This window comes from Anaeromicrobium sp. (assembly GCF_025210435.1).
Lineage (GTDB): Bacteria > Bacillota > Clostridia > Peptostreptococcales > Thermotaleaceae > Anaeromicrobium.
Genome location: NZ_JAOART010000095.1, coordinates 1 through 23,008 on the forward strand (window position 1 = coordinate 1; position 23,008 = coordinate 23,008).

The window sequence follows — 23,008 nt, forward strand, 5'->3', positions numbered from 1 at the left end:
TAAATAATTATATAAAATATTATAATAATTATAGATATCAATGGAATTTAAAAAAGATGACTCCTGTACAATACAGAAATCATCTTTTAGCATCTTAATCTCTTTTTTTAGATTGTCCTTGACAAAGGTACCATTTTAGATAAGGTTCTTTTTTTATTTAAATAAATAAAAAGTTCCAGTCCATAAGGTTTCAAGAGGGTAGAAAAAAGGGTAGAAGAATAGCACAAAATTTTATGAAAATAAAATAAGCTAGGGTACTCAACCCTAGCATTTTCAATGGTGCCGAAAGAGGGACTCGAACCCTCACGAAGTTGCCCTCAATGGATTTTGAGTCCATCGCGTCTGCCAATTCCACCATTTCGGCCTGTCTACTAACGTAGTATAACATAAAAAGGAAAAAGATTCAAGTGGCATCTTTTGAAATTTGATACTTATTAGTAATTATGGTAAACTAATATAGTGTATGATAATTTTGAAAATAATGAAAGGGGAATGATAATGGATCCATTAACTCATGCCATAATAGGGTTGGGTATAGGCTCTTTTGCTCAAAATACAATGGATATAACTAATCCATTAGTAATTGGATGCGTAATAGGGTCTGTTATACCTGATATTGATATAGTGGCAAAAATAAAAGATGATTATTTATATTTAAAACACCATAGGGGAATGACACATACTATACCAGGATTAGGAGTTTTATCTGCTATCATAGCTGGAGCATTAAAGTTGTTCTTTGCCGTATCCTTTGGAAAGTTATTCTTTTGGACTTTTCTAGGGGCATTATCCCATTCTCTCTTTGACATGCTAAATTCCTATGGAGTAAAGCTTTTAAATCCAGTAGGTAATAGTAAGCAACAAAAGGGTATACTCATGTTGTATGATCCTATTATAAGTATATTATGTATACTACTTATGATAATAAAAAATAAAACTTGGATTTTTTATGGAAGTACTCTTGCTGTATTTGGTTCATATTTAATCTTTAAAGGTATATCAAAAGAGTCTTCTAGGAAAAAAGTTTTAGGATACTATAAGGATAATAATGTGAAGGATGTAAGGATGCTACCTGCATTGATTGCTCCATATAAATGGGCATTTGTTACTACAACAGATGACGAATATGTAGTGGGGCAATTTAATTGGATAAAAAATAAGGTAGAAGAAACGAAAAGATTTAAAAGACAATCTGAATATGATGTGGAATTATTCAAAAAAAGTAATGTGGGTAAATATTTTAGCAATTTCACTCCCATATATCATATAAAAAGAGAAAAAGATGGCCCATATACGGTTTTAAAATCTACTGATTTAAGATATTATTTGAATAATAATTTTATGCATCATGCCACTGTAGTTTTGGATAAGGATGAAAATATAGTAAAGTCATTTTTCCATCCCTATAAAATCCATAAAAATATACAAGTGGCAGAATAATAATTGACTTAAAAATATACAAGTATATAATCATAATTGTTAAAGGTAAAATATAGTTTATAAGCTATATTTTATTTTTTTACGCCACAGGAAATAATAAATTTTGAAAACTGTGGATAAGTAAAAATAAGGGGAAGTACGATTTTTGAGATTATATGGAACAAATTGAGAAATATTTCGTCTATATTAAATGAAAGAAAGGAGGAAATGGGTGTGCTAGATAGTGAAAAGTCTTTGATTAAGAAATGTCAAAGTGGTCATGTGGAAAGTTTTGAATTGTTAATAAGGAATTATGAAAAGAGAGCTTTCAATATTGCCTATAGGATGTTGGGTAATGAAGCAGATGCTAGTGATGCAACTCAAGAAGCTTTTATAAAAGTTTATAAGCATATTAATAAATTTAAAGGTGATAGTAGTTTTTCCACTTGGCTCTATAGGATAGTAACTAATACGTGCTTAGATATATTAAGAAAGAATAAAAACAGAAAAACCCTTTCCTATGATAATCCAAAGGAAACAGAAGAGGGGACAATAAAAAGGGAGTTTGTTGATCATAAAAATAATACGGAAAAAACCCTTGAGAGACAAATGATTAAAAAGGAGCTACATGAATGTATAAATTCCTTGGGAGATAGTCATAAGACGGCCATAATTTTAAGGGATATAAATGGATTTTCCTATAAGGAAATAGCGAATATACTTAGTTGCTCTGAGGGAACTGTAAAATCCAAAATAAATAGGGCTAGGAAAAACTTGAAGAATTTGCTAGAAGAAAAAAGGGAACTTTTTAAAGATCACATGGTCTAAAAATATAGAAAGGAGGAGTAATATGAAGTGTGTAGAATTTGAGGAAATGATTTCTCTTTATATAGATAATATGTTAGATGAAAAACAAAATGAAGAAGTTAGAAAACATATGGATCTTTGCAGTGAATGTAGGGAACTATATGAAGCACTACAGTTTAATGTTAACATGTGTGAAGAATTACCTATGATAGAACTGCCAGAAAACTTCCACAAAGAATTATATGAAAAACTTGTGGAAGCTAAAGAAGAAACGGATTTTGAACCTGTAAAAGAAAGTAAAGTAATTAAATTAAGAGATAGATTTAAAAGAAGATGGAAAGTATATAGTTCTGTGGCAGCTCTCTTTATAGTATTATTAGGTTCAATGGCTAATATGGGAAGCCTAGATAAAGGGGAAATGATGGAAGAGTCTATTGAGTCAGTCCCAGAGATGAGTATGGATAGGGCCCAATCAGCACCTAATCTAATGATGGCAGGAGAGCCAGAAATGGCAAAGACTGAGATGAAGGTAAAAGAAAGAGGCATGGATGATAAAAGCTATGGTGTCCTTCACGAAGGACAATCTAGAGTTAATCCAGTTGCCATAGAAAATCAAAAAATAATTAAAAATACCTATATGAGTATATCCGTATCGGATTTTAATGGGGTCTATGATAATATTAATAATAAAACTAAGGAATTAATGGGGTATATGGAATTTAGTAATATATATGATATTCATGATAATTTAAAGGCAGGAAACTTTACCATAAGGATTCCAAAGGCAAATAGTGAGGAAATGATAGAGTTTACAAAGAATCTTGGTAAGGTAAATAATATTGAATCTAATGCTCAAAATGTGACGAATCAGTATTATGATACGGAAAATAAGATTAAAAATAAAAAGGTTCAAGAAGAAAGATTAAGAAGTATAATGGAAAAGGCCACAAAGGTTGAAGATATTTTACAAATAGAGAGGGAACTAAATAGGGTTAGGATGGAAATTGACTCTTTAGAGGGAACTATTAAAAATTGGGATAATGGAGTTGCGTATTCTACCATAACTTTAGAAGTAAGGGAAATGAAGAATAAGGAAAACAAGATAGAGCCCATAGATAAGACCCTATGGCAAAGGGCAAAGGAAGGGTTCATAGGCAGTATAAATAATATTGTAAATAAGATAGAATACCTTTTAGTGAAAGTAATTTCAAATATTCCTAACTTAATCCTTGTAGGAACTATAGTTGGTGGTGTATATTTATTATACAGAAGGTTTAAAAAATGATAATGGTTAACCATTATCATTTTTTTGCATGGAAATTAAATAAAGGACTTTGAAGAAGTAATTAGAATATGTTTATTATATTATGTTAATTATTAATATAGTGAGATATTTTATATACAACAGCTTAAGGAGAGGATATTTTGAATAAAAAAATAGTTATTATAGACGGGAATAGTTTAATAAATAGAACTTTTTATGCACTCCCTATTCATATGGCAAATAAAGAGGGGTTACACACTAATGCCATATATGGATTTGTAAATATATTAAATAAAATATATAAGGACTATAATCCTGACTATATTACTGTTGCCTTTGACATGAAAAAGCCTACTTTTAGGCATAATGAGTTTAAAGAGTATAAGGCGGGAAGAAAGAAGATGCCAGAGGAATTGGCTGAACAAATGCCCGTATTAAAGGAAGTGTTAGACGCATTTAATATACATAGGGTAGAACTTGAAGGCTTTGAGGCAGACGATTTGATTGGTACATTGGCTAAGTTTTGTGAAAATAAAGATGTATCACCAATAATCATTACTGGAGATAAGGATGCCCTTCAATTGGCTTCAGATAAGACTAAAGTATTAATAACAAAAAAAGGTATAAGTACCTTAGAAGAATATGGATATGATGAAGTATTAGATAAGTATGGAGTAACTCCTACTGAATTTATAGATGTAAAGGGCCTTATGGGAGACAAATCAGATAATATACCAGGTGTACCTGGAATAGGTGAAAAAACTGCCATAAAGCTTATTAAGGAGCATAAGAGTATAGAAAATCTCCTTGGTAACTTAGAAGGTCTTACAAAGAAGATGAAGGAAAAACTTACGGAAAATGCAGAACAGGCTATTCTTAGTAAGAGATTAGCTACTATCATAGTAGACGTTCCTGTGGAAGTTTCCTTAGATGAACTCAAAAGGGAAGAGCCTAATAGGGAAAGGGTTATAGAATTATTTAATAAATTAGAGTTCAAAAAATTATTAAAGGATTTTCACATTAAAAAGGAAAAGAAAGAACATGTGGAGTCTGATAAAGAAGTTAATATTATAGATTCTATAGAAAAGGCAAAGTCCTTAAATGAAAAGATAATTGAAAATAAAGAGTTCGTATTAAAAATATTTAGTGATCACAATAATATTAGGGATGAAAAAATAATAGGTACCTTTATTTTAGTCCAAAATGAGATATATTTTATTAAGGATGATAATCTTTTAGAAGAGTTAAAAAAAGTCCTTGAGGATAATCATATTAAAAAAATAGGATATGAGATAAAGCAAGATATGATTAGTTTAAAAGAATATGATATTAAACTTGATGGTATCCTTATGGATGTGAAGCTAGGAGCATATTTAATAGATCCATCTAAAAAGGATTATCATATAAGCAATATATATGATGAATTTTTAGATGAATACATAGAAAATGAAGAAGAATTATTAGGAAAAGGAAAGGGTAAGTTAAACTACTCTCAGCTAGAGGAAGAAAAGCTAATGTCTTATGGAGGAAATTTAGTTACTGCTGTATCTAAGTTAGGTGGACCTATAGAGGAAAGAATGAAAGAAGACGATTTGTATGAGTTATACATGGATGTGGAACTTCCTCTTATTAAGGTACTAGGTAGTATGGAATATATAGGTTTTAAAGTGGATAGGGAAAAATTAAAGGAAATTGGAAAAGAACTAGATGAGAAAATAATTAGTTTGACTGCTCAAATATATGCATATGCAGATGAAGAATTTAATATTAATTCTACAAAACAATTAGGAGTTATATTATTTGATAAATTAGATCTTCCACCGGTGAAGAAGACTAAAACAGGATATTCAACTAATGCGGAGGTATTAGAAAAACTATATGATAAACATGACATAATACCTAGGATTATAGAGTATAGACAATTGGTAAAATTAAAATCCACATACGTAGATGGTCTAGAGTCTGTTATAAGTGAAAAAACTGGAAAAATACACTCAAGTTTCAATCAAATGGTAACGGCAACGGGAAGAATAAGTAGTACAGAACCTAATTTACAAAATATACCTATAAAATTGGAAATGGGAAGAAACATAAGAAAGGTATTTGTACCTACTAGTGATGAATATACTTTATTAGATGCGGATTATTCCCAAATAGAATTAAGGGTATTAGCCCACATATGTGATGATGAAAATCTGATTGAGGCTTTCAGAAAAGGGCAAGATATTCATAAGACAACAGCATCTAAAGTATTTGATGTACCTATGGATAGTGTTACTTCCATACAAAGAAGTAAGGCTAAGGCTGTAAACTTTGGAATAGTATATGGCATAAGTGATTATGGACTTTCTGAAAACTTACATATAACTAAGAAGGAAGCTAAAAAATACATAGATGAATATCTAAATAAATACCATGGTGTTAAGGAATATATGGAAAACATAGTGAAAGAAGGGAAAGAACATGGATATGTTACAACCCTTTTAAATAGAAGAAGATATATACCAGAGCTTAAAGCTAAAAACTTCAACTTAAGATCATTTGGAGAAAGAACTGCCATGAATACGCCTATACAAGGGACTGCAGCAGACATTATTAAAATAGCCATGGTAAAAGTATATGAGAGACTAAAAGAAAATAATTTAAAATCCAGATTAATACTTCAGGTACATGATGAGTTGATAATAGAGGTACATAAGGATGAAATGGATATGGTTAAAAATATATTGAAAGAAGAAATGGAAAATGCAGTTAGCCTACAAGTACCACTAGATATAGATATGAATGAAGGTGTAAGCTGGTATGAAACTAAGTAAGGATGATGGCAGGATGACTAAAGTAGTTGGATTAACGGGAGGTATTGCATCAGGAAAAAGTACAGTATCTAATATATTAAAGAAGGAAAATATACCTATAATTGATGCGGATTTAATAAGTAGGCAGATTGTAGAGCCAGGAAGTTCTACTCTTTATGAGATTGCTAAAGTCTTTGGTGAACATATACTAAGGGAAGATGGCACTTTAAATCGAGAGAAACTTGGGAGTATAGTTTTTTCTGACAAATGTAAATTAGAGAAACTAAATGAAATAACCCATAAAAAAATAAGGGAAGAAATAGTAGGGAAAATAGAAGAACTAAAAGGGAAAAATAAACTAATTATAGTAGATGCGCCCCTTTTACTAGAGGCCAAAATGACAGATTTGGTAGATGAAGTTTGGCTAGTTATGGTAGATGAGCAGGTTCAAACAGATAGGTTAATGAAGAGAAATCATTTGTCTAGGGAGGAAGCCATAAAAAGAATAAAATCTCAAATGAGTTTAGAAGAAAAGAAAGAATATGCCCATATAATCATTGACAATAATAATAATATATCCCAGTTAGAAAAGCAGGTGGAGTACATACTTAAAAATCTTATGGGAGGTTTAAATTGATTTTAATTGACTTGAGAAAACATAAAATCTTAATTCTCGTAGCCACTGTAATTATTATTGCCACTAGTAGCCTTATGAGTATAAACTGGGTTCTAAAGGTAATATATCCAACGGACTATAATGAAATTGTATATAAATATGCTTATGAATACGATTTGGATCCCTATTTAGTTTTTTCAATAATAAAGGCTGAAAGTAAATTTAAAGAAGAGGCCACCTCAAAAAAGGATGCTAAGGGCCTTATGCAAATAGCACCCATAACAGGTAGATGGGCTGCAGATGTATTAAAAATAGAGAATTATAATGAAGATATGCTTTATGTACCAGAAACAAACATTAGAATGGGATGTTGGTATTTAAGCACTTTGAAAAAGGAGTTTGATGGAAACCTTAGAAATATTATAGCTGCATATAATGCAGGTAGTGGAAATGTAAAAAAGTGGCTAAGTGATAACACCTACTCACAAAATGGAGAGTTAGTACAAATACCCTTTGAAGAAACTAGGAAATATACGGTGAAAGTTTTAACAGGATATAAGGTATACAAAATAATATATGAAAAGAATACATAATAGATAGATTTAATATTAAGTTGGCCAAAAGGTGAAAAATGACAAAATTCTTTTGGCTAACTTAGGCATATTCAAAAAATAAAATAGCCATTTCACTGGCTATTTGAATTATTTTCCTCGTTATGGAATCGCTTACATATGTTTAATATGCTCGCTTACCATGCCTTGAAAATGATCCAAATTCCTCAGAGAACTGACTAGTTTATTTTTTTCATATGCCTTAATAATTATACAATAAATTCAATTCTATTAGCTTACCATATTGAATTAAATTGGTAAGTAATTTATAATTAATATGTTACCTTTGAACGAATAAGGATAGGAGAACAGTTATAAGTCAACCATACATAGGAAATTTGTCCTTATTAGTACTTTGAGTATTATCCATATTAGGAATCGTTGTTTTTAAAGGTTATCCAATTGGTCCTCTTATAGGGTCAGGAATCCCATAGTGTTTAATCGGCATAGTAGATGCATTTATGAAAAAGTAGAAAGGAAAGAGGCATATGAAACAGGTAAAGAGCTTAAAGGACATTGAAGGAATAAGTAATATAGATAGAGAAATTCATTCGGCAACTCATGATGATATATTAAAAGGCCTTACTACGGATGTATATTTTTTGAGAACCCTTGATATATTAGGAAGTATGAAATTGGAAAATTCCATAGTTACAGCAGAAATATTTGCTAGAAAACCTGGTATATTTGCAGGTATAGAAGAAGTAAAGGCCATGTTAAAGGGAAAGGATATTGAAGTATGGGCTGTAGATGAAGGGGAGTCTTTTGAACCTAAGGAAACCCTAATTAGAATCAAGGGACCATATAGTGAGTTTGGAGTATTTGAAACAGCCATGCTTGGAAGTTTAGCTAGTGCTAGTGGTTGGGCTAGTGCATCTAGGGAAGTGAAGGAAGCTTGTGGTGGAAAGTCATTTTTATGTTTTGGTGCTAGACATGTTCATCCTGCTGTGGCTCCAGTAATGGAAAGGGCGGCTGTAATAGGTGGAGCTAATGGAGTAAGTTGTGTGTTAGCAGGAAGTATGATAGGAATAAATCCTACGGGAACATTACCCCATGCAGCCATGTTGATAGGAGGAGATACATTAGACGTGGCAAAAGCATATAATGAAGTATCACCAGAGGATCATAAAAGAATTGTACTAGTAGATACTTTTAAGGATGAAGTAGAAGAGAGTATAAGAATAGCCAAAGAACTTGGGGATAAATTATATGCCATAAGATTGGATACTCCTAGTGAAAGGGGAGGGGTTACTCCTAATTTAGTAAGGGAAGTTAGATCGAAATTAGATATAAATGGATTTGAAAATGTTAAAATATTTGTATCAGGTGGATTAAAGCCAGATAAAATCAAGTTATTATCAGAAGCAGGTGCAGATTCCTTTGGAGTAGGAAGCTATATATCTGGTGCTTCAGCCATAGACATGACTATGGATATAAAAGAAGTAAATGGACAACCTGTGGCAAAAAGAGGAAGAATTCCTGGAATCATAGAAAATGACAAGTTAAAAAGGATCTTTTAATTAGATTTTGGAGGTATATTAATGCCTAAGTTTAATAAGAGTATATTTCTAATAATATTTATAATTAGTCTTTGCTTATTTCAAGGATGTGAAGAAAAGGAAGTTGAAAAGGAAGAAACAAAGATTGTAGAAGAGGAAAAAGTCACTTCAAAATATGGTGGAACATTAAAAATTCCAGTAGTACAATATAAAACTCTAAATCCCTTGTTAGATAATAGCAGATCCATGTATTATTTTAACAAATTAATATATGAGAGTTTATTTGAAATAGACGAAGGTTTGAAAATAAATCCATTGTTAGCAGAGGATATTGATTATATAGATGATACTACTATTGTAGTGACTTTGAAAAATAATATAAAATGGCAAGATGGATATGACTTTAATTCGTATGATGTGAAATTTACAGTGGATGCACTTAAGAAAAACATATATGGAAATGAAATGTCAACCTATACCTATTTAGTCGAAAATATTAAAAGTATAAATACTAGAGGAGCTTATTCTGTAGAGATTAAATTAAATAAGCCTGATTATGAGTATGAAAGGAAATTAATCTTTCCAATAATACCTAAACATAAATTTAATACTATAGGAAATGTATATGCTAGTATGGACATAATTCCAGTAGGAACGGGGCCTTATGAAGTTCAATCTTATGAAAAACGTAAGAAAATATTACTTAAGGCTAGGGAAGATTATTGGAATGGAAAACCTTATATTGATTTTATAGAAGGAATATATGTGCCCACAGAGTCGGCTGCATTGTCATTGCTTCAATCAGGTGAAGTACATGTGGTAGAAGCTGATTATTATGATTGGGATAAATATAAGGAAGATGAGAATCTTATTATTCATGAATTTTCTACTCTAGAGCTTGAATTCATTAATATAAATTTAAATAATGAGAAATTAAAGGACGTGAATTTAAGAAAGGCAATTTACTATGCCATTGATAGAAGTAAAATAATTGATGACATATATTTAGGTCATGGAACCGTTCTTAACTATCCATTTATAAATTATGACCTGGGAAATAATAAGAAGGATCCTAAGGATAGGGTGGAGGCCTTTAAGTATTTATCTAATATGGATACTAATGATAGAATAAAGTTAAATTTATTGGTTAATGATAGTGAAGAAAGAGTGAAATCTGCAAAATATATAGTAGAGGATCTGGCACAACTAGGTATTGATCTTAATATTCAAGTGGTTAATTGGGATGAATACATGAAAAGAATAGAAAGGTCAAAATATGATATGGTTTTAATGGGAGTAGATTTAAAAGAAAGTTTAAGTACTGAATTTCTTTTAAACTCTAACCAAAATCCATTTTTCTCTTATAAGAATGAAGATTTAAATTTACTTATAAGTAGGTTACCTAGTGTGGCAAATGACCTTGACCGTGAAGTTATAAAAAAAGAAATAACAGATATATATATGAATGATATGTCTTATGTGAGCCTTTTTATAAGAAATAAAGCTATAATTAGCTCCAAAAAGGTAAAGGGCAGTGTATTTCCAAATTTATTTAACATATACAACAATATTAACAGTTGGCATATACAGCATTAGTATCCTATAGGAAATATAAATAATAAGATATATAGGAAAACTCCTATATATCTTATTATAAATTAATGTGGTGTAAATTATATTTCAATAGTTAATATATTGACATGAAAAATTAAAAATTATATAATGAAAATGGAATAAAATTTAATATGCGGATGTGGTGGAACAGGCAGACACGCTGTCTTGAGGGGGCAGTGCTCGTAGGGCGTGCGGGTTCAAATCCCGCCATCCGCACCAAAAATTGAATATGGACTACTCTTTTAGAGTAGTCTAAGTTGTAATAAAAGAGAAGGATGCTTTTTTGTGAAAATGAATCAGTTGATAAACTGTTAGGAGGACAAAATAAGTGTATATATTAAAAAAGTGTAAAAAGGCCATAGTAACCTTTGTTGCAGCATCTATTGTTTTAGTACCCGTTACTGTGGAAGGATTAGATAAAGGTATAATCATAGGAGATAATGTAAATATAAGAAGTGCTACAGATTTGAATTCTCAAGTTGTAAGTACAATAAAATTAGGCTCTTATGTGGATGTTTTAGAAAATAATAAGGATTGGTATAAAGTTCAAACAAATGATAAGACAGGATGGATATTTGGTGATTATATAGTTGTGGAGAGTTTAGGTGATAAGTATAAAAATGGTTTGGCCACATCTAATGTTAACTTTAGACAAGAACCAAGTACAAATGGACCTATTATAAAAACCATCAAAAAAAACACTAAGGTTTTGATTTTAGAATCGAAAGAAGAATGGTTAAAGGTAGAGTTGGATAAGACACAAGGTTGGTTAAATAAAGAATACGTGAAAGTACAACCTAATTACCCTAAAGGTTTTATAAAAGGGGAGAATGTTAACATTAGACAAAATTCTAATAAAGAGGCTAATGTAATTAAGAAGGTAAGCTCTCAGGAAGTATTAATTAAAGGATATGAAAATGATTGGTATAATATAGTACTTGCCAATGGAAGTGAAGGATGGATTCACAAGGGATTAATTGACGTTGTTAGCAAAACAGCTACCTCTAGAGGAGGGACAAGCAGCAGAGCTTTAAATGTGATTAATGTAGCTAAAAGTAAAAGGGGAAAAAGATATGTATGGGGAGCCACAGGGCCTAATACATTTGATTGTTCTGGTTTTACCGCCTATGTGTACAAGCAAGTAGGTATTAAATTACCTAGAGTATCTAGATCCCAGGCTACTGTAGGAACACCTGTATCAAAGGGACAATTACTTCCTGGAGATTTAGTATTTTTTAAAGGTGGTTCAGGTACAATAAATCACGTAGGTATATATTTAGGCGGTGGGGACTTTATACATTGTTCCTCTGGAAAGACAGCCATGAAAGTAATAGTATCTAATTTAAATAAAGGATCTTACAAAAGAAGATATGTGAAGGCAAGGCGAGTGTTATAAATTTTCCTTACACAAGTTCATTTTAACTCTACTTATATAATTAAGTAGAGTTTTTTCATAAAAACATTCTAAAGTGGGACTAGTTCATAATATACTAATATATAAAGGCAAAGAATTTCTTCCATAGAGATTAAATGATATAAAGATAAAAGGGGGCATTTAAATGAGAAGAAATAGGAGAGGTTTTAGAAAAGAAAGTAAGTATAAAAAATTTTTATTTCTATTGATATTTTGCATACTTCTTCCTGCTATAGCCATATATGGAGGGTTTTATGCTTCCCGATATGTAATACTTCCAGCCATAATGTATGAAGAGGATATTAATAAAGAAGTGGTAGTGGATGATACACAAGAGAAAAAGGTAGAGAATACAGATGAAACAAGAAAAGTGGAAAAATCACCAAGTCAGTCAAAGGAAATGAAATACACAATGAAGGGGATTACCATATATGGGATTCAAATAGGGAGCTTTACTAGCTTAGACAATGCTAAAATTCAACTAAAGGAATTAAAAGAGAAGAATATTATAGGAAGAATTGTAGAAAGGAATAATTATAAAGTTATAGTAGGATTTGGATTTGAGAGAGAAACTATACAAAAGGCCATACCTTTGGTTAAAGAACACTTCAAAGAAGCCTTTGTCTTTGAACAATACATAAAAGAGAAAGATATAATGGTTGAAAATAATGATAAAGAATATGTTACAAAATTAAACCAAGTAAATGAAAAGATATTTGAAGAAATGGAAAAGATAGAAAAATATATAATCCAATCTAAAGAAAAACAAGTTGAAATAAGTAGTAGTGAAATAGAGAAGAATATAAAAGAAATAAAGGGATTAGAAAAGGAATTAAAGGATATAAACATAAATAACAGGGGAAAGGAATTTAAAGAAGAATACACAAGTATGGTGGGAGAATTAATAAAAGGCTTATCTAATGAAATTAGCTCAGTTAATGTGGAAACAGGGATGATAGAATTTTTAGATAAATACTCTAAACTTCATACAAATAACTAATGAAGAAATAGGAGGTATGATAAAGGTGAAGGTGCAGGAAATACTAGAAATGTTAGATTGCCAATGCTATTTGGGGAAAGAGGATTTAGACAGGGAAGTTTATAAGGCCTTTGGTTGTGATCTAATGAGCGATGTATTGGCCTTTGACACGGATAAAACCTTATTGCTAACAGGTCTTACTAATAATCAAGTAATAAGAACGGCAGAAATGATGGATATAAGTGTAATAATCTTTGTAAGAGGTAAAAAACCCACTAAAGAGGTGGTTGATTTAGCTAAAAATAATAATATGATATTATTAAGTACAAAGCATATACTATATACTGCCTGTGGCATATTGTATGAAAAGGGTCTAAAAGGAGTGCCAAGAAGAGAGGAAGAACAAAATATATGAAAGAAAACCACATGATAATAAGTCAAGAATATGATATTGTAAAAAATGATTTTGCAAGAGCAGGAGAAGCATCTAGCAATATCAAAAAAATTTTAAGACAACTGGGAATTGATTCTACTAAAATACGGAAAACTGCCATAGCAACCTATGAGGCAGAAATGAATATAGTAATACATTCTAATGGTGGAAAAATAATATTTTCCATCAGTGAAGATAAAATAAAAATAGGAGCTCATGACAGGGGACCAGGGATTAAAGATGTAGGTTTAGCCATGGAAGAAGGGTACTCTACTGCATCTAACAAGGTAAGGGAACTGGGGTTTGGAGCAGGTATGGGCCTTCCTAATATTAAAAGGTGTGTAGATAATTTAAAAATAGATAGTAAAGAAGGAGAATATACTAAATTAGATATGGAGATATTACTTTGAAATAGTGGTAAAAACATGGATTAGAAGGAGGTTTAAATGATGAAGGTCAAGGAATTAATTAAGGATGAGATGTTTAAGCTCATAACTAATAAAGAGACGGCAAACAAGATTATTGAAGGTGTATATTGCTGTGATTTGCTTAGTTGGGTAATGTCAAATGGAAAAATTAATAATGTATGGATAACTGTTCAGACCCATATGAATATAATTGCCGTTGCAAGCTTACTAGAACTTAGCTGCATAATTGTTCCGGAGAATATAGAAGTTGAAGAAGAAACTATAAAAAAGGCTAATGAAGAAAATATATCCATTTTGAGTACAAGTCTTCCTGCATATGAAATATTCAAAAAATTGTATGAATTGGGAATAAAGTAAATGGAAATATTTGTTGATTTACATATACACACTAGTTTGTCTCCCTGCTCAAGTGAAAATATGACACCTAATAATATTATAAATATGAGTTTACTAAAGGGATTAGATGCCATAGCCATAACAGACCACAATGCCACGGAAAATTGTGAAGTCTGTATGACCCTAGGGAAAGAAAAGGGATTGTTAGTAATACCAGGTATGGAATTGCAAACAAAGGAAGAGGCCCACTTTGTGTGTCTCTTTGAATATATTAAAGATGCCCATAATTTTAAAGATATAGTATATGATAAATTGCCAAATAGGAAAAATGACCCTAAGTTTTTCGGTAATCAGTGGATATATGATAGGGATGATAATATTATAGGGGAAAATGAAAGGCTTTTAATCAATTCAGTAAGTATGAGTTGTAATGAAGCATATAAAATAATTGAAAAACTAAATGGGGTTATGATTCCTGCCCATGTGGACAAAAGGGCCTTTAGTATTATTGCAAACTTGGGTTTTATCCCAACAGATATGGATATAAAGACATTAGAAATTTCAAGGAAATGTGATAAGAATTCTTTTTTAAAGAAACATAAATATTTAAGTAAGTATAATTTTATAAAGAATTCCGACGCACATTTTTTGGGAGACATCTTAGAGAAAGAGAATTTTCTAGAGGTTGAGGAAAAAAGCATTAAGTCCATATTAGGCATATTCAAAAAATAAATTAGTCATTTCACTGGTTATTTGAATTATTTTCTTCGTTATGGAATCGCTTACATATGTTTAATATGCTCGCTCACCATGCCTTGAAAATAATCCAAATACCTCAGAGAACTGACTAGTTTATTTCTTTCATATGCCTTAAAAAAAATAAAAATTAAATGTAGGAGGAAATAGATGAAGGAGTTGTCTCTTCATATACTAGACATAGTACAAAATAGTATTAGTGCAGGTTCTAAGAATATTAAAATAAATATTTGTGAAGATAATGAAAAGAATATATTTTATGTGGAAATAATTGATGATGGAAAAGGGATGGATGAAGAAAGGGTTAAAAGGGCTATAGATCCATTTTATACCACAAGAACTACAAGAAAAGTTGGCCTTGGAATCTCTCTTTTTAAAATGGCAGCAGAAACATGTGATGGAAATCTTTTATTGGAATCAAGGGAAGGGCAAGGAACTAGGCTTAAAGCAAATTTTGTTAGAAATCATATTGATAGGGCCCCCCTTGGCAAAATAGAAGAAACCATGGTAACGTTACTAATGGGTAATGATAGGGTAAACTATTTGTACACCCATGCATATGGAAATAAAAACTTTAAATTAGATACAAAAGAAATAAAGAAAATATTAGATGGGGTTTCTCTATCAGATTATGATGTACTTATGTGGATCAAAAATTACATAAAAGAGGGTATAGAGGAAATCTATAAATAAAAGTGCAAAAATTGCACTTTTATTTTGTTAAAAAAATAATTAAGTAGTAAAACGTAGTATTTTCAAATATTTCAGTATTTTATGACTATGTATTTTAAAATTATATTACTTATACTTTCATTGACTTTTTACATTAATGAAGTTAATATATAATTGGTACAAGATGTATATCAAGTAAAAATTAAGGTAAATATTGTATGAAATGTTACCTTTTTTCTATGGGTAAGTACATTGTATACAATATTGTCACTGCAATTTTAAGATATCTGTGGTTAAGACAGTTTATTTTAGTATAAGGGGTGAGTAGTTAATGAAGCTATTATCTTTCAGAGGAGGAGTACATCCTCCACATCGTAAAAAGGCTACAGAAAAATTAGCTGTGATAAAAGCTAATGAGCCTAAGGTTGTTTATATACCACTTCAGCAACATATAGGAGCTCCTTGTGAGGCTCTAGTTAAAGTTGGAGATGAAGTTAAGGTAGGGCAAAAAATAGGAGAGGCGAAGGCATTTGTATCAGCGCCTATCCACAGTAGTGTTTCTGGAAAGGTAAAAAAGGTAGGAAAAATGAAGACTCCTACAGGTGAAGCTACGTGTATTGTTATAGAATCTGACGGACTAAATACAGTACATGAAAGCGTTTTGCCAAAGGGAGATATCAAAGATCTATCAGGAAAAGAAATTTTAGAGATCATTAAGGATGCAGGAATCGTTGGACTAGGTGGAGCGGCCTTCCCAACACACGTGAAATTTTCACCGCCACCAGAAAAAACTATTGACACAATAATTTTAAACGGAGCAGAATGTGAACCATATCTAACAGCAGACCACAGATTAATGTTAGAAGATCCAGAAAGTATCGTATATGGACTTAAGGCCATGATGAAAATTGTAAATGTGAAGAAAGCCTATATTGGTATCGAAGATAATAAAAGGGATGCCATAGAAAAAATGCTTGAGTGCGCTAAAAATGAAGAAGGTATAAGCATAGTTTCTTTAAAAACAAAGTATCCACAGGGTGCTGAGAAACAGTTAATATATGCCTGTACACAAAAAGAAGTACCATCAGGTGGATTGCCAATGGATGTAGGCGTTATAGTTAATAACGTGGGAACGGCAGCTGCTGTGGCAACTGTTATAAAAACAGGAATGCCTTTAATTGAAAGAATTGCCACAATTACAGGAAGTGGAATAAAGGAACCTAAGAACTTGTTAATAAAAGTGGGAACTTTATTTAGTGAAATAGTAGAACAATGTGGTGGATACAATGGTACACCTGGAAAAGTAATAATGGGTGGACCTATGATGGGTCTTGCACAGCATACAGATCAGGTGCCAGCCATCAAAGGAACATCTGGTATCCTAGTATTATCACCAGAAGAAGCTAGACTTCCAAAACCAGAACAATGTATCAAATGTGGAAAGTGTGTGGAAATTTGTCCAGCATTTTTACAGCCAGTATATATTAGTGCATATGGATTAAAAGATATGTATGATAAGGCAGAAGAATATCGTGCCCTTGATTGTATTGAGTGTGGTTCTTGTTCATTTATCTGTCCTTCAAAGAGACCTTTGCTACATTCAATTAGAGTTGCAAAAAAAGAGATTATAGCAAAGAAGAAAAAAAGTAAATAAATTGGAGGGGAATAAATATGGAAAATAAGTTTATAGTATCATCATCTCCCCATCTAAGGGCGAATGAATCCATAAGTAAGATAATGAGAGATGTGGTAATAGCATTATTACCAGCTACTTTAGCAGGTGTATATTACTTTAGAATGGGAGCTGTTAAAGTAATATTATCAGCAGTAATTGCTGCAGTATTAACAGAGGCAGCCATACAAAAGATTTCTAATAAACCAGTAACAATAAATGATTGGAGTGCTGTAGTAACAGGATTATTACTTGCATTTAATATTCCAGCATCAGCACCATGGTGGATACCAGCTATTGGTTCTGTATTTGCTATATTCATAGTAAAACAGGTATTTGGAGGTATTGGACATAACTTTATGAACCCAGCATTGGCTGCTCGTGCAATGCTTTTAGCATCTTGGCCAGTACAAATGACTGCTTGGGTAAAACCGGGAACAGATGCAGTAAGTACAGCAACACCTCTTGCTATAATTGGTGGAGAAGGATCAGGACAAGCATTACCATCTTTTATGGATTTAATAATTGGAAATGTTGGTGGATGTATAGGAGAAACTTCAGCAATATTATTAATTATAGGTGGAATATATCTTGTATATAGGGGAGTTATCACTCCTAGAATTCCTGTGGTTTATATAGCTACAGTTGCAGTTATGAGTTTCCTACTAGGTGGATTTGATGTTAGTTTCATGGTATATCAAGTTTTTGCAGGTGGATTAATGTTAGGAGCTATCTATATGGCAACTGACTATGCATCATCTCCAGTAACAGAAAAAGGACAAATTATATTTGCAGTAGGATGTGGTTTCTTAACAGCTATTATAAGAATATATGGTGGATACCCAGAAGGTGTTTCTTACTCTATTCTTTTAATGAACGTGGCTACACCTCTTATTGAAAAGTATACTAGACCTAGAGTTTTTGGGGAGGTGAAGTAAATGCGAGAGATTACTAAATTAGGAATAATATTATTTGCTATAGCTGCTATTGCAGCTTCCATACTTGCATATACTTATGATGTTACAAAGGGACCTATAGAAGAACAATTAGTACAAGCAAATATAGAAGCAAGACAAATTGTATTACCAGATGCTCAGGATTTTGAAGAAGTGTCTAGTGATAAATACAGTGGTTATGAAAATGTTTTAGAAGTATATGCTGGAAAAAAAGATGGAGAAGTTATAGGGTATACTATTAAAACTTTACCTCAAAGTGGTTATGGTGGAGCCATTGAAGTTATGATAGGTATTAGTAATGATAGCACTATAAGTGGTGTTAACATAGGTACCCATCAAGAAACTCCAGGACTTGGAGCTAAGGCTTCTGGAGAATTTAAGGATCAATATAACCAAAAGAGTACAGATAAAGAGATTAAAGTAATTAAGTCAGGAGAGCCTAAGGATAATGAAGTACTTTCAATATCAGGGGCTACCATAACATCAAGCGCTGTTACTGATGGTGTTAATTTAGCAATTAAAATATACAATGAGCAGTTAAAATAATCGGGGGTGAAGATATGAGATTAGATAAAATATTTATGGCGGGTATTTTATTTGAAAACCCGATATTTATACAGATGTTAGGTATGTGTCCTACATTGGCCGTAACTACATCCGCTATGAATGGGTTAGCAATGGGACTTGCTACGACGGCAGTTTTAATATGTGCAAATATAGTAATATCAGCAATGAAGAATGTTGTTCCAAGTAAAATACGTATACCAATATTCATAGTTGTAATAGCTACATTCGTTACGGTTGTAGGTCTTGCTATGAAGGCTTATCTACCAGCACTTGATAAGCAATTAGGTTTATTTATTCCATTAATAGTTGTTAACTGTTTAATACTAGGTAGAGCAGAAGCATTCGCATCTAAGAACAATGTAATTGCATCTGCTGTTGATGGAATTGGTATGGGACTTGGATTTACCATATCATTAACTGTATTAGGTAGTGTACGTGAAATATTAGGAGCAGGGACATTATTTGGTAAGGCTTTATTTGGAGCTTCATTCCAACCTGCATTAATTATGATACTACCTCCTGGCGCTTTCTTAGCATTAGGATTATTATTAGCTGTTTACAACTACGTTGTAATGAAGAAGACAAAGGAGGTATAGGATATGTCAGTAACTGGATTATTTGTTATATTAGTTAGTGGGATATTAGTAAATAACTTTGTATTGTCAAGATTCTTAGGAATTTGTCCATTCCTTGGTGTATCTAAACAAGTGGAAACTGCAAGTGGTATGGGTATGGCCGTAACTTTCGTTATGACATTAGCCTCTATTATAACTTATTTTATACAACACTTTATATTAGATGCTTTTGGACTAGGATACTTACAGACTATTGCCTTTATATTAGTTATAGCATCACTTGTACAATTTGTTGAGATGGTTGTTCAAAAGACAAGTCCAACATTGTATCAAGCACTAGGGGTTTTCTTACCTCTTATAACTACTAACTGTGCAGTTTTAGGATTAACTATATTAAATATTCAATCTAACTTTAACTTAATAGAAACAATTTTTAATGCTATTGCTGCATCAGTAGGTTTTACTTTAGCTATAGTATTATTTGCAGGAATTAGAGAAAAACTTGAAATTTCAGATGTACCAGCAGTGTTTAGAGGATTTCCAATTGCCCTTATTACTGCAAGTTTAATGGCAATTGCATTCTTAGGTTTTGCAGGTCTTGTATAGATAGGAGGGGGAAACATGGATTTATCAACTATGTTAGTTCCAGTAGCTAGTTTAGGTGGTATGGGACTACTTTTTGGTGCTGGCTTAGCCTTCGCATCACAAAAATTTGCTGTAGAAGTAGATCCAAGAATAACAGCAATTGGAGAAGCACTTCCAGGTGCTAATTGCGGTGGTTGTGGATACCCAGGATGTGGAGGATTTGCAACGGCTGTAGTAGAAGGAAAAGCACCTGTAAATGGATGTCCTGTTGGAGGTTCTGAATGTGCTGAGAAGATTGGAGAAATCATGGGCATCTCTGCTGGTGGTGGAGTTAAAAAGGTAGCTCGTGTAATCTGTAATGGAACAAGTGCTAATTGTAAAGAAAAATATGATTATTCAGGCATAGAAGATTGTAAGGCTGCAGCCATGTTAGGTGGAGGAGCTAAATCTTGTTCTTATGCATGCCTAGGTCTTGGAACTTGTGTTAAAGCGTGTGGATTTGATGCTATAGAAATTACAGAGGACGGTGTGGCTAGAATTAACCCAGATAAGTGTGTAGCTTGTGGAAAATGTCTAGATGTATGTCCAAAGAATGTAATAGATATGGTTCCTTACGAACAAGAAGTTGTTATTGAGTGTAACAATAAGGAACGCGGAAAGATAGTTAAAGACAATTGTTCTGTAGGATGTATTGGATGTCAGATTTGTGTTAAATCATGTCCATTTGAAGCTATTACATTTGAAAATAATTTAGCTACAATAGATTATGAAAAATGTACAAATTGTATGGTTTGTGTGGAAAAATGTCCAACTAAAGCAATCTATGGCAATTTAGAAAATAGAAAAAAAGCTCATATAGAAGAAGATAATTGTGTAGGATGTACTCTATGTAAGAGACAATGTCCAGTAGACGCAATTGAAGGTGAGTTAAAGGAAAAGCACAAGATCATTGAAGATAAATGTATAGGATGTGGAGCTTGTGAAGCTAAGTGTCCTAAGAAATGCATAACAATGAAATAATTTACATTAAAAAGAACATATGATTTTTCATATGTTCTTTTTAATTCCTAAAAACTTCAACAATCTAAAAAAGTTAATTATCTTAAATATCTTTTAAGAAAAGACTTTCTATGTAGTACTTGTCATGTTTATGCCAAAATGTTAAACTTAGAATGTCCATAGTATGCATATGGAGTATGTATAGGTATTAGGACCTGAAAAAAGAAAAAATATATGGATTATAAAGATGATTTTGGAAAAAATACTAGTATAGAGGTAAGTGCTGGTTATTATGACAAAATGGGATAAATTCTTAATACTTTTTATAATAGTGGACTAGGTATGATCCTAACGAGTTTGTTTACAGGATCTTTTATTGGCCTTTCGTCTAATCATATATGAAAACATCTAAATAAAATAATAGGTAAGGAGAGGTTGTATGAATAGTAAATCAAAGGGAGTTTCTATGCTTATTTTACTAATGATAGTTGGTATAGTAGTAGGTGGAGTTATAGGAGACTTATTTAAGGATACTTTTGAGATACTAAAACATGGCAAACATATAGGATTTAAACCATGTACTACAGACCTATTAGCTATTAAATTTACATTAGGATTAGAATTATATATGAATTTAGCAAGTGTCCTAGGTGGAATAATAGGAATGGTAATATTTTTTAGATTGTAGGTGATAAATGTGGAGAATATTATTTTAGCTTCAAATTCCCCACGGAGAAAAGAGATATTAGGTAAGTTTAATATTAATTTAAAAATAGAGAAGTCATCAGTAGATGAAAAAGTAAATGAAGGTGATATGCCAGAGCAAGTGGCCATGGCTTTAGCCTTTGAAAAGACTTTAGACGTGGCAAGTAGATGTGATGATGAAAGTATTGTTATAGGTGCAGATACTATAGTGGTGAAGGATGATCATATTTTAGGTAAGCCTCTTGATTATGATGATGCATTTAATACTTTAAAGAAGTTATCTGGCACATATCATCATGTAATTACAGGTGTGTCTGTAATTAGGGCTAATACATATAAAAAAGTTGTGTTTTATGAAAAAACTAGGGTGAAAATAAAAAATCTAAGTGATGATGATATTTCCAATTATATAAACACTAATGAGGTGTGGGATAAAGCTGGATCCTATGGAATACAAGGTATTGGATCAGCTCTAGTGGAATCTATTAAAGGTGATTATTTTAATGTGGTAGGATTGCCCATTTGTAAGTTGGGCAATATTTTAAGAAGGGAATTTAACATTAAATTAATTTAGGTGATATGGATGAATGAAAAAAGATATCTCACTATAAAGGATATGAATAAGGAAGAAAGACCTAGGGAAAAAATTGTAAACATGGGGGTAAATTCCCTTTCCAATGCAGAACTTTTAGCTGTTATAATAAGAACAGGGACAAAGGAATTGTCTGCCCTAGACTTGGCTCAAAGAATACTAGCAATAGATAAAAGGGGCATTGGATATTTACAAAATTGTACCATAGAAGAACTTTCTAAAATTAAGGGGATAGGAAAAACTAAAGCTTGTCAGATTCTATCTTCAATAGAATTAGGTAAAAGACTAGCTAGGAGCGTTAATAAAGTAAATCTAAATATTAAATCTCCTAAGGACATAGCTAGTATGTATATGGAAGAAATGCGTTCTTATAATAAAGAATACTTTAAGACAGTTTTATTAAATACTAAAAACAAAATAATATCCACGGAGGTTATTTCCATAGGGACCTTAAACAGCTCATTAGTACATCCAAGGGAAGTGTTTGTACAAGCTATTAGAAGAAGTGCTTCTAGTATGATACTTATGCATAACCACCCTAGTGGAGATGTGAGTCCTAGTAAAGAGGATATTAGCATAACTAAAAGATTAATAGAAGTAAGTCGTATAGTAGGCATAGAAATTTTAGACCATATAATAATTGGAGATGGATCTTATTATAGCTTTAAGGAGAGTTTAATAATATAAATAAGGCGGTTTCAGGAAGGAGCACAA

At 31.8% G+C, this 23,008-nt stretch carries 25 protein-coding genes and 2 tRNA genes; 26 read left to right on the forward strand and 1 reads right to left on the reverse strand.

Annotated features, from left to right (window positions below):
- A partial coding sequence (locus N4A57_RS11700) for an IS3 family transposase (RefSeq protein WP_293656181.1) occupies positions 1 to 98 on the forward strand: 98 nt, incomplete at its 5' end.
- A 179-nt stretch (positions 99 to 277) separates the two neighbouring features.
- Here N4A57_RS11700 and N4A57_RS11705 read toward each other — a convergent pair.
- Positions 278 to 364, reverse strand: a tRNA-Leu gene (locus N4A57_RS11705).
- A 134-nt stretch (positions 365 to 498) separates the two neighbouring features.
- Here N4A57_RS11705 and N4A57_RS11710 point away from each other — a divergent pair.
- The 25 genes from N4A57_RS11710 to radC all read left to right on the forward strand — a co-directional run bounded on the left by N4A57_RS11710 (position 499) and on the right by radC (position 22,981).
- Entirely contained in the window at positions 499 to 1,440 is a 942-nt protein-coding gene (locus N4A57_RS11710; RefSeq protein WP_293658181.1) for a metal-dependent hydrolase, read from the forward strand.
- A gap of 213 nt (positions 1,441 to 1,653) precedes the next feature.
- The gene (locus tag N4A57_RS11715; RefSeq protein ID WP_330671509.1) at positions 1,654 to 2,247 is read left to right on the forward strand and encodes a sigma-70 family RNA polymerase sigma factor; all 594 of its coding nucleotides are present in this window, start codon (positions 1,654 to 1,656) and stop codon (positions 2,245 to 2,247) included.
- A gap of 22 nt (positions 2,248 to 2,269) precedes the next feature.
- Positions 2,270 to 3,511, forward strand: coding sequence for a DUF4349 domain-containing protein (locus tag N4A57_RS11720; RefSeq protein WP_293658182.1), 1,242 nt, complete (start codon positions 2,270 to 2,272; stop codon positions 3,509 to 3,511).
- Between the two features lie 140 nt (positions 3,512 to 3,651).
- Positions 3,652 to 6,306 carry a DNA polymerase I gene (polA, locus tag N4A57_RS11725; protein WP_293658183.1) on the forward strand — a complete coding sequence of 885 codons (2,655 nt, stop codon included), beginning with the start codon at positions 3,652 to 3,654 and terminating at the stop codon, positions 6,304 to 6,306.
- A complete protein-coding gene (coaE, locus tag N4A57_RS11730; protein ID WP_293658184.1) occupies positions 6,293 to 6,922 on the forward strand; it encodes a dephospho-CoA kinase in 630 nt (209 codons plus the stop codon). The genes polA and coaE overlap by 14 nt, the downstream gene beginning before the upstream one ends.
- Entirely contained in the window at positions 6,919 to 7,494 is a 576-nt protein-coding gene (locus tag N4A57_RS11735; protein WP_293658185.1) for a lytic transglycosylase domain-containing protein, read from the forward strand. The genes coaE and N4A57_RS11735 overlap by 4 nt, the downstream gene beginning before the upstream one ends.
- Before the next feature lie 506 nt (positions 7,495 to 8,000).
- Positions 8,001 to 9,032 (forward strand): nicotinate phosphoribosyltransferase, encoded by a 1,032-nt coding sequence (locus N4A57_RS11740; RefSeq protein ID WP_293658186.1) that lies wholly within the window; start codon positions 8,001 to 8,003, stop codon positions 9,030 to 9,032.
- A 21-nt stretch (positions 9,033 to 9,053) separates the two neighbouring features.
- The gene (locus tag N4A57_RS11745) at positions 9,054 to 10,607 is read left to right on the forward strand and encodes an ABC transporter substrate-binding protein (protein ID WP_293658187.1); all 1,554 of its coding nucleotides are present in this window, start codon (positions 9,054 to 9,056) and stop codon (positions 10,605 to 10,607) included.
- A gap of 151 nt (positions 10,608 to 10,758) precedes the next feature.
- Positions 10,759 to 10,844 (forward strand) — tRNA-Leu (locus N4A57_RS11750).
- Positions 10,845 to 10,953: 109 nt separating this feature from the next.
- Entirely contained in the window at positions 10,954 to 12,021 is a 1,068-nt protein-coding gene (locus tag N4A57_RS11755) for a C40 family peptidase (protein ID WP_293658188.1), read from the forward strand.
- 163 nt (positions 12,022 to 12,184) lie between these two features.
- The gene (locus N4A57_RS11760; protein ID WP_293658189.1) at positions 12,185 to 13,039 is read left to right on the forward strand and encodes an SPOR domain-containing protein; all 855 of its coding nucleotides are present in this window, start codon (positions 12,185 to 12,187) and stop codon (positions 13,037 to 13,039) included.
- 16 nt (positions 13,040 to 13,055) lie between these two features.
- On the forward strand, positions 13,056 to 13,433 hold the full coding sequence (locus tag N4A57_RS11765) for a DRTGG domain-containing protein (RefSeq protein ID WP_330671510.1): 378 nt from the start codon (positions 13,056 to 13,058) through the stop codon (positions 13,431 to 13,433).
- Positions 13,430 to 13,861 (forward strand): ATP-binding protein, encoded by a 432-nt coding sequence (locus N4A57_RS11770; protein ID WP_293658190.1) that lies wholly within the window; start codon positions 13,430 to 13,432, stop codon positions 13,859 to 13,861. The genes N4A57_RS11765 and N4A57_RS11770 overlap by 4 nt, the downstream gene beginning before the upstream one ends.
- A gap of 36 nt (positions 13,862 to 13,897) precedes the next feature.
- Complete coding sequence (locus N4A57_RS11775) at positions 13,898 to 14,236, forward strand: AraC family transcriptional regulator (protein WP_293658191.1); 339 nt, start codon at positions 13,898 to 13,900, stop codon at positions 14,234 to 14,236.
- Positions 14,237 to 14,947, forward strand: a complete 711-nt coding sequence (locus N4A57_RS11780) for a PHP domain-containing protein (protein ID WP_293658192.1) — start codon at positions 14,237 to 14,239, stop codon at positions 14,945 to 14,947.
- Positions 14,948 to 15,121: 174 nt separating this feature from the next.
- A complete protein-coding gene (locus N4A57_RS11785) occupies positions 15,122 to 15,664 on the forward strand; it encodes an ATP-binding protein (protein ID WP_293658193.1) in 543 nt (180 codons plus the stop codon).
- A 310-nt stretch (positions 15,665 to 15,974) separates the two neighbouring features.
- On the forward strand, positions 15,975 to 17,297 hold the full coding sequence (gene rsxC / locus N4A57_RS11790; protein ID WP_293658194.1) for an electron transport complex subunit RsxC: 1,323 nt from the start codon (positions 15,975 to 15,977) through the stop codon (positions 17,295 to 17,297).
- 17 nt (positions 17,298 to 17,314) lie between these two features.
- The gene (locus tag N4A57_RS11795; protein ID WP_293658195.1) at positions 17,315 to 18,253 is read left to right on the forward strand and encodes an RnfABCDGE type electron transport complex subunit D; all 939 of its coding nucleotides are present in this window, start codon (positions 17,315 to 17,317) and stop codon (positions 18,251 to 18,253) included.
- Positions 18,254 to 18,817, forward strand: a complete 564-nt coding sequence (locus tag N4A57_RS11800) for an RnfABCDGE type electron transport complex subunit G (RefSeq protein WP_293658196.1) — start codon at positions 18,254 to 18,256, stop codon at positions 18,815 to 18,817.
- 14 nt (positions 18,818 to 18,831) lie between these two features.
- Positions 18,832 to 19,434 carry an electron transport complex subunit RsxE gene (gene rsxE, locus N4A57_RS11805; RefSeq protein WP_095130745.1) on the forward strand — a complete coding sequence of 201 codons (603 nt, stop codon included), beginning with the start codon at positions 18,832 to 18,834 and terminating at the stop codon, positions 19,432 to 19,434.
- A 3-nt stretch (positions 19,435 to 19,437) separates the two neighbouring features.
- On the forward strand, positions 19,438 to 20,019 hold the full coding sequence (gene rsxA, locus N4A57_RS11810) for an electron transport complex subunit RsxA (RefSeq protein ID WP_095130743.1): 582 nt from the start codon (positions 19,438 to 19,440) through the stop codon (positions 20,017 to 20,019).
- 15 nt (positions 20,020 to 20,034) lie between these two features.
- Positions 20,035 to 21,018 (forward strand): RnfABCDGE type electron transport complex subunit B, encoded by a 984-nt coding sequence (locus N4A57_RS11815; protein ID WP_293658197.1) that lies wholly within the window; start codon positions 20,035 to 20,037, stop codon positions 21,016 to 21,018.
- Between the two features lie 418 nt (positions 21,019 to 21,436).
- Positions 21,437 to 21,685, forward strand: coding sequence for a DUF4321 domain-containing protein (locus N4A57_RS11820; RefSeq protein WP_293658198.1), 249 nt, complete (start codon positions 21,437 to 21,439; stop codon positions 21,683 to 21,685).
- Between the two features lie 9 nt (positions 21,686 to 21,694).
- Complete coding sequence (locus N4A57_RS11825) at positions 21,695 to 22,276, forward strand: Maf family protein (protein ID WP_293658199.1); 582 nt, start codon at positions 21,695 to 21,697, stop codon at positions 22,274 to 22,276.
- Between the two features lie 9 nt (positions 22,277 to 22,285).
- On the forward strand, positions 22,286 to 22,981 hold the full coding sequence (gene radC / locus N4A57_RS11830; RefSeq protein ID WP_293658200.1) for a RadC family protein: 696 nt from the start codon (positions 22,286 to 22,288) through the stop codon (positions 22,979 to 22,981).
- Positions 22,982 to 23,008: the final 27 nt, after the last annotated feature.